This is a genomic window from Staphylococcus sp. HMSC065D05, from assembly GCF_001813195.1.
Lineage (GTDB): Bacteria > Bacillota > Bacilli > Staphylococcales > Staphylococcaceae > Staphylococcus > Staphylococcus epidermidis.
Genome location: NZ_KV811739.1, coordinates 63,791 through 79,043 on the forward strand (window position 1 = coordinate 63,791; position 15,253 = coordinate 79,043).

General features: G+C 32.1%; 16 protein-coding genes. 14 read left to right on the top strand and 2 right to left on the bottom strand.

Annotated elements, in window-relative coordinates; genetic code table 11:
• Window positions 1–45: 45 nt before the first annotated feature.
• Window positions 46–786, bottom strand: coding sequence for an NAD-dependent protein deacylase (locus HMPREF2897_RS04045; RefSeq protein WP_002457938.1), 741 nt, complete (start codon window positions 784–786; stop codon window positions 46–48).
• Window positions 787–1,087: 301 nt separating this feature from the next.
• Here HMPREF2897_RS04045 and HMPREF2897_RS04050 point away from each other — a divergent pair, with 301 nt between their 5' ends.
• From HMPREF2897_RS04050 to HMPREF2897_RS04090, 9 genes are all read left to right on the top strand, one after another.
• On the top strand, window positions 1,088–1,843 hold the full coding sequence (locus tag HMPREF2897_RS04050; RefSeq protein ID WP_002457937.1) for a DeoR/GlpR family DNA-binding transcription regulator: 756 nt from the start codon (window positions 1,088–1,090) through the stop codon (window positions 1,841–1,843).
• Between the two features lie 353 nt (window positions 1,844–2,196).
• Window positions 2,197–2,625, top strand: a complete 429-nt coding sequence (gene lacA, locus HMPREF2897_RS04055) for a galactose-6-phosphate isomerase subunit LacA (protein ID WP_002447342.1) — start codon at window positions 2,197–2,199, stop codon at window positions 2,623–2,625.
• A 14-nt stretch (window positions 2,626–2,639) separates the two neighbouring features.
• The gene (lacB, locus tag HMPREF2897_RS04060; protein ID WP_002487100.1) at window positions 2,640–3,155 is read left to right on the top strand and encodes a galactose-6-phosphate isomerase subunit LacB; all 516 of its coding nucleotides are present in this window, start codon (window positions 2,640–2,642) and stop codon (window positions 3,153–3,155) included.
• A 12-nt stretch (window positions 3,156–3,167) separates the two neighbouring features.
• On the top strand, window positions 3,168–4,100 hold the full coding sequence (locus tag HMPREF2897_RS04065) for a tagatose-6-phosphate kinase (RefSeq protein ID WP_070592714.1): 933 nt from the start codon (window positions 3,168–3,170) through the stop codon (window positions 4,098–4,100).
• Window positions 4,101–4,103: 3 nt separating this feature from the next.
• Window positions 4,104–5,081 carry a tagatose-bisphosphate aldolase gene (lacD, locus tag HMPREF2897_RS04070; protein WP_002447345.1) on the top strand — a complete coding sequence of 326 codons (978 nt, stop codon included), beginning with the start codon at window positions 4,104–4,106 and terminating at the stop codon, window positions 5,079–5,081.
• A gap of 19 nt (window positions 5,082–5,100) precedes the next feature.
• A complete protein-coding gene (locus tag HMPREF2897_RS04075; protein ID WP_070592715.1) occupies window positions 5,101–5,415 on the top strand; it encodes a PTS lactose/cellobiose transporter subunit IIA in 315 nt (104 codons plus the stop codon).
• A 5-nt stretch (window positions 5,416–5,420) separates the two neighbouring features.
• Window positions 5,421–7,169, top strand: a complete 1,749-nt coding sequence (locus HMPREF2897_RS04080) for a lactose-specific PTS transporter subunit EIIC (protein ID WP_002474906.1) — start codon at window positions 5,421–5,423, stop codon at window positions 7,167–7,169.
• A 15-nt stretch (window positions 7,170–7,184) separates the two neighbouring features.
• Window positions 7,185–8,597, top strand: coding sequence for a 6-phospho-beta-galactosidase (lacG, locus tag HMPREF2897_RS04085; RefSeq protein WP_002486641.1), 1,413 nt, complete (start codon window positions 7,185–7,187; stop codon window positions 8,595–8,597).
• 267 nt (window positions 8,598–8,864) lie between these two features.
• The gene (locus tag HMPREF2897_RS04090) at window positions 8,865–9,731 is read left to right on the top strand and encodes an alpha/beta hydrolase (protein ID WP_002502152.1); all 867 of its coding nucleotides are present in this window, start codon (window positions 8,865–8,867) and stop codon (window positions 9,729–9,731) included.
• Window positions 9,732–9,807: 76 nt separating this feature from the next.
• Here HMPREF2897_RS04090 and HMPREF2897_RS04095 read toward each other — a convergent pair whose 3' ends face one another.
• Window positions 9,808–10,833, bottom strand: coding sequence for an LLM class flavin-dependent oxidoreductase (locus tag HMPREF2897_RS04095; RefSeq protein WP_002486634.1), 1,026 nt, complete (start codon window positions 10,831–10,833; stop codon window positions 9,808–9,810).
• Between the two features lie 139 nt (window positions 10,834–10,972).
• Between HMPREF2897_RS04095 and HMPREF2897_RS04100 the strand changes: the two genes are divergently transcribed.
• The 5 genes from HMPREF2897_RS04100 to HMPREF2897_RS04120 all read left to right on the top strand — a co-directional run bounded on the left by HMPREF2897_RS04100 (window position 10,973) and on the right by HMPREF2897_RS04120 (window position 15,243).
• Complete coding sequence (locus HMPREF2897_RS04100) at window positions 10,973–11,977, top strand: NADP-dependent oxidoreductase (protein ID WP_046044427.1); 1,005 nt, start codon at window positions 10,973–10,975, stop codon at window positions 11,975–11,977.
• A gap of 98 nt (window positions 11,978–12,075) precedes the next feature.
• Window positions 12,076–13,086, top strand: a complete 1,011-nt coding sequence (locus HMPREF2897_RS04105) for a zinc-binding alcohol dehydrogenase family protein (RefSeq protein WP_070592716.1) — start codon at window positions 12,076–12,078, stop codon at window positions 13,084–13,086.
• A gap of 794 nt (window positions 13,087–13,880) precedes the next feature.
• Window positions 13,881–14,417 (top strand): alkaline shock response membrane anchor protein AmaP, encoded by a 537-nt coding sequence (gene amaP / locus HMPREF2897_RS04110; protein ID WP_002458394.1) that lies wholly within the window; start codon window positions 13,881–13,883, stop codon window positions 14,415–14,417.
• 12 nt (window positions 14,418–14,429) lie between these two features.
• On the top strand, window positions 14,430–14,669 hold the full coding sequence (locus HMPREF2897_RS04115; protein ID WP_001829717.1) for a DUF2273 domain-containing protein: 240 nt from the start codon (window positions 14,430–14,432) through the stop codon (window positions 14,667–14,669).
• A gap of 73 nt (window positions 14,670–14,742) precedes the next feature.
• A complete protein-coding gene (locus HMPREF2897_RS04120) occupies window positions 14,743–15,243 on the top strand; it encodes an Asp23/Gls24 family envelope stress response protein (protein ID WP_002447353.1) in 501 nt (166 codons plus the stop codon).
• Window positions 15,244–15,253 lie beyond the last annotated feature (10 nt).

The following is a 15,253-nucleotide window of genomic DNA, read 5'->3' on the forward strand; positions in this document are numbered from 1 at the left end:
GAGCATGAGTAGTGGATTTTGAACTTAATTTGACTTCTATATTACTTAACTATTACTATTTACAATTTCTTCTATAACACTAGTCATGTCATCGTGTATAACTAGGCTAGCTGTATGATCATATGGAGTTGCATCTCTATTGATGATAACTAGGTTGTCACCTTTAAATTCTGATACAAAACCAGCAGCAGGCTGTACAACAAGTGATGAACCTAATACGATGAGTGTATCTGCATGTTGAATTTTATCTAATGCCTTGAAGACTGTTTTTTGATTTAACATCTCGCCGTATAAAACAATATCAGGTCTGATGACATTACCACATTTTTCACAATATTTGAGATGATGTGTCATGACATATGATTTTGAGTACTCCTCATAACAGTTAATACAATAAAAGCGATTAAGTGTGCCGTGTAGCTCATCAATATTGTGACTTCCTGCATCTTCATGTAAACCATCTATATTTTGAGTGATGACGCCAAGTGATTTTTGTTGATTTTCTAGTTGTGCTATCCATTGATGAACAATATTAGGTTTTTTATCAGCAATTAAAAGTCTTTCATGATAAAAGTTTATAAAACTTTCTTTATTATCATGTAAATGATCAATGCTAAGCAAATACTCTGGAGACTGTCCATCCTTTGATATTTCATCATACAAGCCACCCATTGAGCGAAAATCTGGAATTCCGCTTGCAACTGAAACACCAGCTCCTGTAAAGAAAACAATTTGATTAGAGTTGTTTACGATATCTTTTAACTGTTGAATATCTGTTTTTTTCATTTGTTTTCACCTCATTATCATAGATATTATGTAAGTACTCATTTATTATCAACTACAATATAATTTAATATTAAAGAATTCATGTTATGATTTAAAGTAATGATAGAAGGTATTTCTAACTTTTTAATGAAAATCGGTAGTATTTTTGAAAAATCAAAATAATTATATAAAAAATCAAATTTGATATTTAAAATATACAATATCGATTTTAAATTTGTATCATAGTAAATGATAAACTTCTAAAATAATGAAACTGTTTCAATATTATGATATATAGTAATTATAGGAAGTGAATAAATAAATGAACAAATATGATAGATTAGATGAAATCACAAAATTAGTAAATAAAAGAGGTTCTGTAAGAACAAACGAAATTGTCGAAGATCTAAATGTTTCAGATATGACTGTGCGCCGTGATCTTGCTGAGCTCGAAGAAAAAGGTGTTCTCACTAAAATACATGGTGGCGCTCGTAGTAATTCAGCTTTCCAATATAAAGAAATGTCGCATCAAGAAAAACATACACGTTTTATTGAAGAAAAACGATTTATAGCAAAGAATGCAGTAGATTTAATTGAAGATGGAGATACTATTTTCTTAGGTCCTGGTACTACGGTTCAAAAATTAGCTGAAGAAATAAATCATTATTCATTAACGATTATTACTAATTGTTTACCAGTATTTAATATATTAATGAAAAAACAAACGTTACATTTCAGAGTCTATTTATTAGGTGGAGAAATGCGTGATTTAACTGAAGCATTTGTAGGTGAGATGACAAATCAATTATTAAGTCAACTAAGATTTAGTAAAATGTTTTTTAGTAGTAATGGTGTTAAAGATGGTCTAGCTATGACATCCTCAATAGAAGAGGCTTATACGCAACAAATTGCACTTAGCCATTCGTTGGAAAAATATTTATTGATTGACTCTTCAAAAATTGGTAAGGATGATTTTTCATCATTTTGTGAGCTTCGTGAACTCAATGCAGTTTTAACAGATAATAATGACATGGAAAAGAAAGAAAAAATAGAATCATATGTTGAGGTTATTAGTTAATGTCGTTAACATATTGCCTTTAAAGTGATCATAATGATTATGTCAATTAAACATTATTATAAAGTAATAGAATCAAGTGATAAGAATTGTAAAATTAAATATCTAGTTTAAGTAAAAACAGCAATAAATTTTTAAAATTTATTGCTGTTTTTTTGTTTAAATAAACATTTTACATGGAGAAAAACAACAATTTCTTTTTAAATCAACATGTATCAAACAAAATTACGTGACAATTGTTTAATATGTGTTGATTAATTGTTTGAATATGTTTATAATTTAGGTGTAAAGATTTGAAAGCGCTTTTTCAAAAATACATGTATTTAAACACCTTAATTCAAAAAAGGAGACTTATTATGACGATTATTATTGGTTCAGATGTAGATGGCAAACGCTTAAAAGAATTAATTAAAGCTTATTTGGAAGACAACGATTATGATGTTTTAGATGTCACAGAAGGAAAAGATTTAGACTTTGTTGATTCTACAGTCTCTGTAGCTAAAGAAGTTCAAAAGTCCGACGACAATCTAGGTATTGCTATAGATGCCTATGGTGCAGGTAGTTTTATTGTTGCAACTAAAATTAAGGGAATGATTGCGGCTGAGGTTTCAGATGAGCGTTCAGCTTACATGACACGTAGTCATAATAATGCACGCATGATTACTATGGGAGCCGAAATTGTTGGAGATACGCTTGCTAAAAATGTCGCAAAAGAATTTGTCAATGGTCATTACGATGGTGGACGTCATCAAATCCGCGTAGATATGTTAAATAAAATGTGTTAATAGGAGGAATAAAAATGAAAATTGCAATAGGTTGCGATCATATTGTTACTGATACAAAAATGGAAGTTTCACAACACTTAAAATCACAGGGACACGAAGTGATAGATGTTGGAACTTATGATTTTACACGTACACATTATCCGATTTATGGAAAAAAGGTAGGAGAAAAAGTTGCGAGTGGTGAAGCAGATTTAGGTGTATGTATTTGTGGCACTGGTGTAGGAATTAGTAACGCTGCAAACAAAGTACCTGGTGTTAGAACTGCTTTAGTTAGAGATATGACATCAGCGCTTTATTCTAAAGAAGAGTTAAATGCAAATGTTGTAAGTTTTGGCGGTAAGGTAGCAGGTGAATTATTTATTTTCGACATCGTTGATGCATTCATTGAGGCAGAGTACAAACCTACTGAGGAAAATAAAAAATTAATTGCTAAAATCAATCATTTAGAAGCACATAACAATGACCAAACTGATCCACATTTCTTCGATGAGTTCTTAGAAAAATGGAAAAAAGGTGAATATCACGATTAAGGATGATGTCCAATGATTTTAACATTAACTTTAAATCCCTCAGTTGATATATCTTATCCTTTAGATCAGTTTAATTTAGATACTGTTAATAGGGTATCTCAAACAAGCAAAACAGCAGGCGGTAAAGGATTAAATGTTACTAGAGTATTGTCTGAATTTGGTGAAGACGTAATAGCAAGTGGTTTTTTAGGTGGAGCATTAGGTCAATATATTGAAGAACAAATAGAAACTACTCGTATTAAACAAGCATTTTTCAAAATCAAAGGCGAAACACGAAATTGTATTGCGATACTACATGAGGGACAACAAACTGAGATCCTTGAAAAGGGTCCCACGATTGAACTTAAGGAATCAGAGGAATTCAAGTCACATCTATTAAAACTTTTCAAAGAAACTGATGTGGCTGTTATGTCTGGTAGTCTGCCCAAAGGACTTAATACTGATTATTATACGGATATTGTGAGATTAGCAAAAGAACAAGGAATTTTGACCATTTTAGATAGCTCTGGTCAATCACTTGAGGAAGTTCTTATTAGTAATGTGAAACCTACAGTAATTAAACCTAATATAGATGAATTATCACATCTTTTAAAATACAAAGTAACAAGTGATATTAAAGAATTGAAAACGGCAGTAAGTCAGCCAATATTTAATGATATTGAATGGATTATTGTTTCATTGGGCAGTGAAGGTGCTTTTGCAAAACATAATCATAAATTTTACAAGGTGAATATCCCCAACATTAAAGTAGTTAATCCTGTTGGATCAGGAGATTCCACCGTAGCAGGTATTGCTTCTGCACTCATTCATCAACAAACCGATGAAGAGTTATTAAAAAAAGCAAATGCATTCGGAATGCTAAATGCAATGGAACAACAAACAGGTCATATTAATACAGATAAATTTGACGAAATATTCAAACAAATAGAAGTTATAGAGGTGTAATTTATGACAAAATCACAACAAAAAGTGTCATCAATTGAGAAATTAAGTAATCAAGAAGGTATTATTTCAGCTTTAGCATTTGATCAACGTGGTGCATTAAAAAGAATGATGGCAGAACATCAATCTGAAACACCAACAGTAGAGCAAATAGAACAATTAAAAGTACTTGTTTCCGAAGAATTAACTCAATATGCGTCTTCAATTTTATTGGATCCAGAATATGGTTTACCAGCATCGGATGCTCGAAATAATGACTGCGGACTATTACTTGCATACGAAAAAACTGGATATGATGTGAATGCGAAAGGTCGCTTGCCAGATTGCTTGGTAGAATGGTCTGCGAAACGTTTGAAAGAGCAAGGGGCCAATGCAGTTAAATTTTTACTTTATTATGATGTAGATGACACAGAAGAAATTAATATACAAAAGAAAGCATATATTGAAAGAATTGGTTCAGAATGTGTTGCCGAAGATATTCCTTTCTTCTTGGAAGTTTTAACATATGACGACAATATTCCTGACAATAAAAGTGCAGAATTCGCTAAAGTCAAGCCACATAAAGTTAATGAAGCAATGAAGTTATTCTCTGAAGATCGTTTTAATGTGGATGTACTTAAAGTAGAAGTACCTGTGAATATGAATTTTGTGGAAGGATTTTCAGAAGGAGAAGTTGTCTATACTAAAGAAGAAGCTGCACAACATTTCCGTGATCAAGATGAAGCTACTCACTTACCATATATTTATTTAAGTGCAGGTGTATCAGCGGAATTGTTCCAAGATACATTAAAATTTGCGCATGATTCTGGTGCGCAATTCAATGGTGTTTTATGTGGACGTGCCACATGGTCAGGAGCAGTTAAGGTATACATTGAAGAAGGAGAGCAAGCTGCTAGAGAATGGTTGCGTACGGTAGGATTTAAAAATATTGATGATTTGAATACAGTATTGAAAACAACAGCTACATCATGGAAAAACAAATAATGTAAGGGAGGATATTCAAATGAATAGAGATGAGGTACAATTACTCGGATTTGAAATTGTTGCCTATGCTGGGGATGCACATTCAAAATTATTAGAAGCTTTAAATGCTGCTAAAGATAGTGAATTTGATAAAGCAGAACAACTTGTAGAGGAAGCGAATGAATGTATTGCTAATGCACATAAAGCACAAACTAATCTTCTAGCTCAAGAGGCTAAAGGCGAGGATATCGCATATAGTATCACTATGATACATGGTCAAGACCATTTAATGACAACATTACTTTTAAAGGACTTAATGAAGCATTTAATTGAATTATACAAAAAAGGGAGCTGACCCCTATGAATAAATTAATAGCATGGATAGAAAAAGGAAAGCCTTTCTTTGAAAAAATATCACGAAATATCTATTTAAGAGCGATTCGTGATGGATTTATTGCTGCTATTCCAATTATCTTATTCTCAAGTATATTTATTTTAATTACCTATGTACCAAATGTGTTTGGTTTTACTTGGAGTAAAACAATGGAAGGTATATTGATGAAACCCTATAACTATACAATGGGAATAGTTGGTTTGCTTGTAGCAGGAACCACAGCTAAATCCTTAACTGATTCTTACAATCGAAAACTAGATAAAACGAATCAAATCAACTTTATTTCGACAATGATGGCAGCTATTTGTGGATTTTTATTCTTAGCTGCTGATCCTGTTAAAGATGGTGGATTTTCTAGTGCATTTATGGGTACAAAAGGTTTATTGACAGCCTTTATTTCCGCGTTTATTACCGTGATTGTTTATAATTTCTTTGTCAAAAGAAATATTACCATTAAAATGCCTAAAGAAGTCCCACCAAATATATCTCAAGTATTTAAAGATATTTTCCCTTTATCAGCAGTTATTTTAATTTTGTATGCTTTAGATTTACTTTCTAGAGCAATAGTTCACACGAATGTAGCAAATGCAGTACTAAAAGTATTTGAGCCACTATTTACTGCAGCAGATGGTTGGATTGGGGTTACACTCATATTCGGTGCGTTTGCGTTCTTCTGGTTTGTAGGTATTCATGGACCTTCTATTGTTGAACCAGCGATTGCAGCAATTACTTATGCGAACCTTGAAACAAATTTACACTTAATACAAGCTGGAGAACATGCTGATAAAGTGATTACACCGGGTACACAGATGTTCGTAGCAACTATGGGAGGAACCGGTGCAACATTAGTTGTTCCATTTATGTTTATGTGGTTAACAAAATCAAAAAGAAATAAAGCGATAGGTAGAGCATCAGTCGTACCTACATTCTTTGGTGTCAATGAACCCATACTTTTTGGTGCACCACTCGTGCTAAATCCGGTATTCTTTATACCCTTTATTTTTGCACCTATAGTAAACATATGGATTTTTAAATTTTTTGTTGATGTCTTAAACATGAATAGTTTTAGTATCTTTTTACCTTGGACTACTCCTGGTCCACTCGGTATTATTATGGGGACTGGATTTGCATTTTGGTCATTTGTGTTAGCAATATTACTTATTGTTGTTGATGTGATCATTTACTATCCATTCTTAAAAGTATACGATGAACAAGTGCTTGAAGAAGAATTAGGAAATAAAGAAGCAAATAATGAATTAAAAGAAAAAGTATCAGCAAACTTTGATACGAAAAAAGCTGATGCTATTTTAGCAACTGCAGGGGCAAGTGAAGCGGATACTGATGATACATCTTCAGTTGATGAAACAACTTCTACATCCTCTACAGATACTATTAGTGAACAAACAAATGTTTTAGTTTTATGTGCAGGTGGAGGTACAAGTGGTTTACTAGCTAATGCTTTAAATAAAGCTGCTGAAGAGTATGAAGTACCAGTAAAAGCAGCAGCAGGTGGTTATGGTGCACATATGGATATTATGAAAGATTATCAATTAATTATCTTAGCACCACAAGTTGCTTCTAATTATGAAGATATTAAACAAGATACTGATCGCTTAGGAATTAAATTAGCCAAAACTGAAGGCGCTCAATATATCAAGTTAACAAGAGACGGTGAGGCGGCTTTAGAATTTGTAAAACAACAATTTAACAATTAAAAAGGAGTTTTATATATGACTAAGAAATTACCTGATGACTTTATTTTTGGTGGAGCAACCGCTGCATATCAAGCAGAAGGAGCTACTCAGACTGATGGTAAAGGGCGTGTCGCTTGGGACACGTATTTAGAGGAGAATTATTGGTACACAGCTGAACCAGCAAGTGATTTTTATAACAGATATCCTGTTGACTTGGAATTAAGTGAACGCTTTGGTGTAAATGGTATACGTATCTCAATTGCTTGGTCTCGTATTTTTCCTAAAGGTTACGGTGAAGTGAATCAAAAAGGTGTCGAGTATTATCATAACCTTTTCAAAGAATGTCATAAGCGTCATGTCGAGCCTTTTGTAACATTACATCACTTTGACACACCAGAAATACTTCACAAAGATGGAGATTTCTTAAATCGTAAAACTATAGATTATTTTGTAGATTATGCTGAATTTTGTTTCAAAGAATTTCCAGAAGTTAAGTATTGGACAACATTCAATGAAATTGGGCCAATTGGTGATGGTCAATATTTAGTTGGTAAATTCCCTCCAGGTATCAAATATGACTTTGAAAAAGTATTCCAATCTCATCATAATATGATGGTTGCACACGCACGTGCTGTTAAACTTTTTAAAGATAAAAATTATAAGGGAGAAATAGGTGTTGTCCATGCATTACCTACAAAATATCCATATGATCCATCTAATCCTGAAGATGTGAGAGCAGCCGAACTTGAAGATATTATTCATAATAAATTTATTTTAGATGCAACATACCTTGGTAAGTACTCACGTGAAACGATGGAAGGAGTACAACACATCCTATCTGTGAATGGTGGCCAATTAGAGATTTCTGATGAAGACTACAAAATTTTAGATGAAGCTAAGGATTTAAACGATTTCTTAGGTATTAATTATTATATGAGTGACTGGATGCGTGGTTATGAAGGTGAATCTGAAATAACACATAATGCTACTGGTGATAAAGGTGGCTCTAAGTATCAACTTAAAGGTGTAGGACAACGTGAATTTGATGTTGATGTTCCTAGAACCGATTGGGATTGGATGATTTATCCACAAGGTTTATATGACCAAATTATGCGTGTAGTAAAAGATTATCCAAATTATCATAAGATTTATATTACTGAAAATGGATTAGGATATAAAGATGTATTCGATGAAAAAGAAAAAACAGTACATGACGATGCACGAATTGACTATATTAAACAGCATCTAAATGTGATAGCAGATGCGATTGCAGACGGTGCCAATGTTAAAGGATACTTCTTATGGTCTCTAATGGATGTATTTTCATGGTCAAATGGTTATGAAAAAAGATACGGTTTATTCTATGTTGATTTTGAAACACAAGAAAGATTCCCTAAAAAAAGTGCATATTGGTACAAAGAACTTGCAGAGAGTAAAGAAATTAAATAAAAGCTAAATATTAACTAGAAAAAAGACAGTTGACTAAGAGCACTTATTAAAGTATTTAAAATAAAAACGATTATTTCCAATGAAAATGATTTGGAAATAATCGTTTTTTTACGTATATTCTTTTTCAAGTAAAGTAGTTTAAAATAGAGTTATGTCTCATTGTGATATACCTTATCGAACTAAGATTATTTTAAAGTAATCCCATAAATCAAATAAATTTTTACTAGTAATAGTATAATTAATAAATAAACATGAAGAGGGCTAATGATGAAGTCAAAATTCACAATTCTATTATTTACAATCTTATCTACGACAGTATTAGTTTTATTTATTATTTATAACAAAACTCAATCTCAATCATACATTTCGACTCAATATTCTAATAATAAATTAAAAACAACGGCAACACTTTTTTTACATGGTTATGGTGGTAGCGAACGTTCAGAAACGTTTATGGTCAAACAAGCATTAAATAAAAATGTAACCAATGAAGTGATAACCGCTAGAGTAAGTCGTGAAGGAAAAGTATATTTTGATAAAAAATTAAGTAAAGATGCAGCTAACCCTATTGTCAAAGTAGAATTTAAAGATAATAAAAATGGAAATTTTAAAGAAAATGCTTTTTGGATTAAAGAAGTTCTATCACAACTAAAAAGTCAATTTGGAATTCAACAATTTAATTTTGTAGGACATTCAATGGGGAACATGTCATTTGCTTTTTACATGAAAAATTATGGAGACGATCTGCATTTGCCACAACTAAAAAAAGAAGTTAATATAGCGGGAGTTTATAACGGGGTTTTGAATATGAATGAGGAAGTGAATGAAATTATCGTAGATAAACAGGGAAAACCAAGTAGAATGAATCCCGCATATCGACAATTGTTATCATTGCATAAGATTTATAGTGGTAAGGAAATAAAAGTTTTAAATATCTACGGAGATTTACAAGATGGCTCACATTCAGATGGACGTGTGTCAAATAGCTCTTCTCAATCGCTTCAATATTTACTAAGAGGTAGCGCTAAGTCTTATCAAGAAATGAAATTTAAAGGTGCAAAGGCACAACATAGTCAATTACATGAGAATAAAGATGTTGCAAATAAAATCATACAATTCTTATGGGGAACTTAAAAGTAGTAAACAAAACGCACGATTGAATGATAACTTGACTTTCAAGTGAATCAATCGTGCGTCTTTTAGTAATAGTCTAAAATTCATCGCGTGAACAAGATGGAATCAATTCATTCGCAATTAACTCAATTAATTCCATTCTAGCGTCTTCACCAAATACATGAGGTAAGATGAGGATTTCATCCACTTTAAATTGTTGATGAAGTAAGGTAAGTTGTTCCGCAACATCATTTGGCATTCCGTATATGATTTTTGATTTCATCTTTTCAAGCTTTTCTAATTCTCGTTGACTATAATGCTTGCTCTGCGCTGTTTCAATCGATGGATAGCTCTTAGGTTGATTTAAATAGTTAATACGCATCAACCAAAGTTGAAGCGCATGTAGCAATTGTTTAACTCTAGACAAATTAGGAGCTGTTACTACAAAAGTTGCTAAAATAACATATGGTTTTGCATTATTAATTTCACCATGATAAGCTTTGAAATATTTTCGATAAGTGCTTATAGCTTCATGAAGGTCAGTCTCAGATTGTCCCATTCGTGCAATAACAAAAGGTAGTCCCCGCTGAGCGGCTAATTTTGCGCTTCTATTACTCATACCTAAAATATATAGCTGAGGAAATGAAGTAACCATAGGTGTGGCTAATAATGATTTGAAACGATGGTCTTGAGATGTATCGTTATTGAAGTATTTAAGCAAATCAGTAATCTGAGTATTGAATGGTAATTTTTTATTTTTGTTTTCATTTAATGCTTCATTAACATTTTTAAAGCTTGGCGAACGCCCGATAGCCATATCGATACGTTGGGGGTGTCTTGCTTCCATAATTTTAAATTGTTCAGCTACTTTATAAGGACTATAATGTGGTAACATCACACCTCCACTACCAACTCTGATGTGTTGTGTGTGTTCTAAAATTGACATCATTATTATTTCGGGTGCGCTCGAAACAACAGAATATACTTGATGATGTTCTGCAACCCAGTATCGTAAGTACCCAAGTTTCTCAGCGTGTTGGGCTAATTCAATACTATGCTTTAGGGCGTCATTTGGGCTACGCCCTTCGAACAACGGGACATAATCAAGTAAACTTAATCTCATGAACACACATCTCCTATTCATTTATATTCACGATACTATAAATACTATTATATATTATACAAATGATATGTAATGATTGCGATCGAATTGTTTAGGGAAACATAAAAGCATAAACAATTATTATAAGGATGATGATGATATGAATAATGAACAAATAATATTTAATAAAGTACCAGACGGAATGCCACAAGACGATACATTTAAATATGAAGATATAGATGTTATTGAACCTTCAGAAAACGAATTGCAATTGAAAACATTATATATATCGGTTGATCCATATATGAGGGGACGTATGACAAATGCTGATTCTTATGTAGATCCTTTCAAACAAGGGGAACCTTTTAATGGACATACAGTATCTAAAGTTTTAAAATCCAAGGATAGTAATTTTGATGAAGGTGATATAGTAGTGGGCATGCTTCCTTGGAAAAAAATCAATACAGTAAATAGTGAGTATGTTAACAAAGTACCTTCTTCTGACGTACCATTACATCTTTATCTTAGTGTGTTGGGGATGCCAGGTCAGACAGCTTATCATGGACTACTTGATATCGGACAACCTAAAGAAGGTGAAACAGTAGTTATTTCAGCAGCTTCAGGTGCAGTTGGCTCAGTTGTGGGCCAAATTGCGAAACTTAAAGGTTGCAGAGTCGTTGGTATAGCAGGTGGAGATGAAAAAGTGAACTATCTAAAAAAAGAACTTCATTTTGATGCTGGTATCGATTACAAAAAAGATAACTTCCCTGAAGCCTTAAAAGAAGCGGTGCCTAACGGTATAGATGTCTACTTTGAAAATGTAGGTGGATATATTGGCGATGAAGTCTTCAAACATCTCAATACACATGCAAGAATTCCTGTTTGTGGTGCGATTTCATCCTATAATCATCCAGAAAAAGACATTGGGCCACGCATTCAGCAAACATTGATTAAAAATCAAGCAATGATGAGAGGTTTCTTAGTAGCGGAATTCGCTGATAATTTTAAAGAAGCGAGCAAGCAATTAGCTGAATGGGTTCAAGAGAATAAAATTAAAACACAAGTTTCAGTAGAAGATGGTTTTGATAAAGTACCGCAAGCCTTTAGAAATCTGCTAACTGGTGATAATTTTGGTAAACAAGTTATTAAAGTGGCAAGTGAATAAAAACAAAGCATTAATTTATTTGACGATAAAACGTTTACACTATAAGTAGTAAATTGAAGTGATATAATAAAATTAAATAATTTTAAAGAGGTGGCACTATGAAAGCGATAGGATTTAAATCTCCATTCCAATTAGATGAAGGAAATTGTTTTGAGGAATTTAACTTTGATACACCTCATCCATCCGGCCATGAATTATTAGTCAAGGTTCAAAGTATTAGTGTGAATCCTGTTGATACAAAACAGCGTACGATGCCAGTTGACAAAGCGCCACGTGTACTTGGCTTTGATGCTGTTGGTGTGATTGAAAAGATTGGAGATCAAGTGTCAATGTTTCAAGAAGGGGACGTCGTTTTTTATTCAGGTTCCCCTAACCAAAATGGTTCGAATGAAGAATACCAATTAATAGAGGAGTATTTAGTAGCTAAAGCACCTAAAAATTTGAAAAGTGAACAAGCAGCTAGCCTACCTTTAACTGGGCTAACAGCTTATGAAACGCTTTTCGATGTTTTTGGGATTTCAAAAAATCCTTCTGAAAATAAAGGTAAATCTTTGTTAATAATTAATGGAGCAGGTGGTGTAGGTAGTATTGCAACACAGATAGCGAAATTTTATGGGTTGAAGGTTATTACAACTGCTTCGAGAGAGGATACTATAAAGTGGTCTATTAATATGGGTGCTGATATTGTACTGAATCATAGGAAAGATTTACGTCAACAATTTAAAGATAATCATATTGAGGGTGTTGACTATATCTTTTGTACATTTGATACAGATAAGTATTATGAAATGATGGTTAACTTAGTTAAACCTAGAGGACATATTGCGACAATTGTCGCATTTAATTCGCAACAAGATTTAAATTTATTGAAATCTAAAAGTGTAACATTTACGCATGAATTTATGTTTTCAAGACCATTACACCATACAGATGATGTAATCAAACACCATGAATATCTTAAGGATATAGCAGAAAAGGTTGGACAGGGATATTATCAACCAACTACCACGAAAGTTATCAACGGATTAAATGTAGATAGCCTTTATGAAGCGCATCAAATTTTAGAGTCTCATTCTATGATTGGTAAGCTTGTTATCAATCTTAAGTAAAAAACGTTATATAAATGTCAGTATATGTATGAAAAGGCGACAACATTTATTATCCTAATTCAGTTTAAAGTTTTAATATGAATCATAATCGATACGAGATAAGCGTTTATTTTAACGCAGTGATTAATCATTAATACACCATAAAAGCCTGGAACATTTGATGTTCCAGGCTTTTATATTTGTCATTTGAAATTATTAATCATTTCAAACAGAGTGTGATAGAACATGTATATTTAATCTTTTGATGTAGTGTATTAGTAGACTATAGCCATGAATTTTAATTTAAGCACTTTTACTTTATTTGAATAATGATATTCATACTTAAGTCTACTGTTTGTACCAATCGTGTTTAAATATGCTTAGTTCCTGCCTAGTGATTAATATTATTTTATATAAGTTGGTGTAATATTTTGTTCCTACACGCAGTAACATAAAGTCATTACAATATAGCTTATAGTGATTTTATTAACATTTTCATTAATGGTTATTGCAATTATTCGATTCTAATACAAATCTCCAATAAAAGAACAATCTATACGTTATCAGACATATATAACACGGACATGAAAAACTATATATTAAAATTTAAAAGCTCTATAATGAAAATAAAATTAATTTGCTTAATCCTGGTTTTCTTTTAAAAAAATAGGGAATAACGATTGTAAGATGTACTTCTTTAAATATATTTTAAATTAGATATCAATTTGAATTATTAATGTTTTAAAAAATATTTATAGGGTACCTAATTGATGTATAATCTAAAATTAACTTTTGCTAAGGAGGTGACGTGCGAGGTGAAAAGACTTAAGAATTTTATTCTCGGCTTACTCATTGTGGCTATAGTTGGCTTCCTATTATTTATGTATATAGATGATAGTCGCATTCAAAGTTATCAAGACTACTTCTTACAATTTAATTGGTTCCAACCACTATTGATTGGGCTTGCAGGATTACTTATATTAATAGGACTTATATTAGTACTTAGTATTTTTAAACCTACGCATCGCAAACCTGGACTTTATAAAGACTTTGATGATGGACATATTTACGTATCACGTAAAGCTGTTGAAAAAACAATTTACGATACAATCGCTAAATATGATCAAGTTAGACAACCAAACGTTGTAAGTAAGCTCTATAACAAAAAGAATAAATCATTCATTGACATCAAAACAGATTTCTTCGTACCAAACCATGTTCAAGTTAAGAGTTTAACAGAGAGTATCCGTGCTGATATCAAAAGTAATGTTGAACACTTTACTGAAATTCCTGTAAGAAAATTAGAAGTTAACGTACGTGATCAGAAAACATCTGGTCCACGCGTATTGTAAGGGAGGGATACCATGGCTGATAATAACAATCAAAACGGACAAGACGCTACTCAACAATTTATAAATATTTTAAAATCGTTTAAATGGCGTATTATTGGATTTTTAGCATTTTTAATTATAGCTATATTATTCCTAACTCTTGGATTCTGGAAGACAATTTTAATTATAGTCTTATGTTTAATAGGAATCGGTATCGGGTATATTAAAGACCGTACTCAAGATTTCTTAAACTTCCTAAATAGATGGAGTTAGACTCAGATATTAAGAAGTTTCTAATCAATTAATTTATGGATAAAACTAATTTAAAAATAAAGGAGAATGTATTATGGCAGTAGATAACAATAAAGCTAAACAAGCATATGATAATCAAACAGGTGTTAATGAACAAGAAAGAAAAGAGCAACAACAAGCTCAAAATAATCAACCTCAATTTGAAAACAAATTAACTTTCTCAGATGAAGTAGTTGAAAAAATTGCTGGTATTGCAGCACGTGAAGTTAAAGGAATTTTAGACATGAAAGGTGGCTTCACAGACAGCTTTACTAACGCTTTCTCAAGCGGTAACAATGTAACTACAGGCGTATCTGTAGAAGTCGGAGAAAAACAAGCTGCTGTAGATTTAAAAGTTATTTTAGAATATGGTGAATCTGCACCTAAAATTTTCCGTAAAGTGACAGACTTAGTTAAAGAACAAGTAAAATATATTACTGGTTTAGAAGTTGTTGAAGTTAACATGCAAGTTGACGACGTAATGACAAAAAAAGAATGGCAACAAAAAAACGAAAAAGATAACAAAGAAAACAATGAAAGAGAAGGTTTAAAATAATCAATCTCTT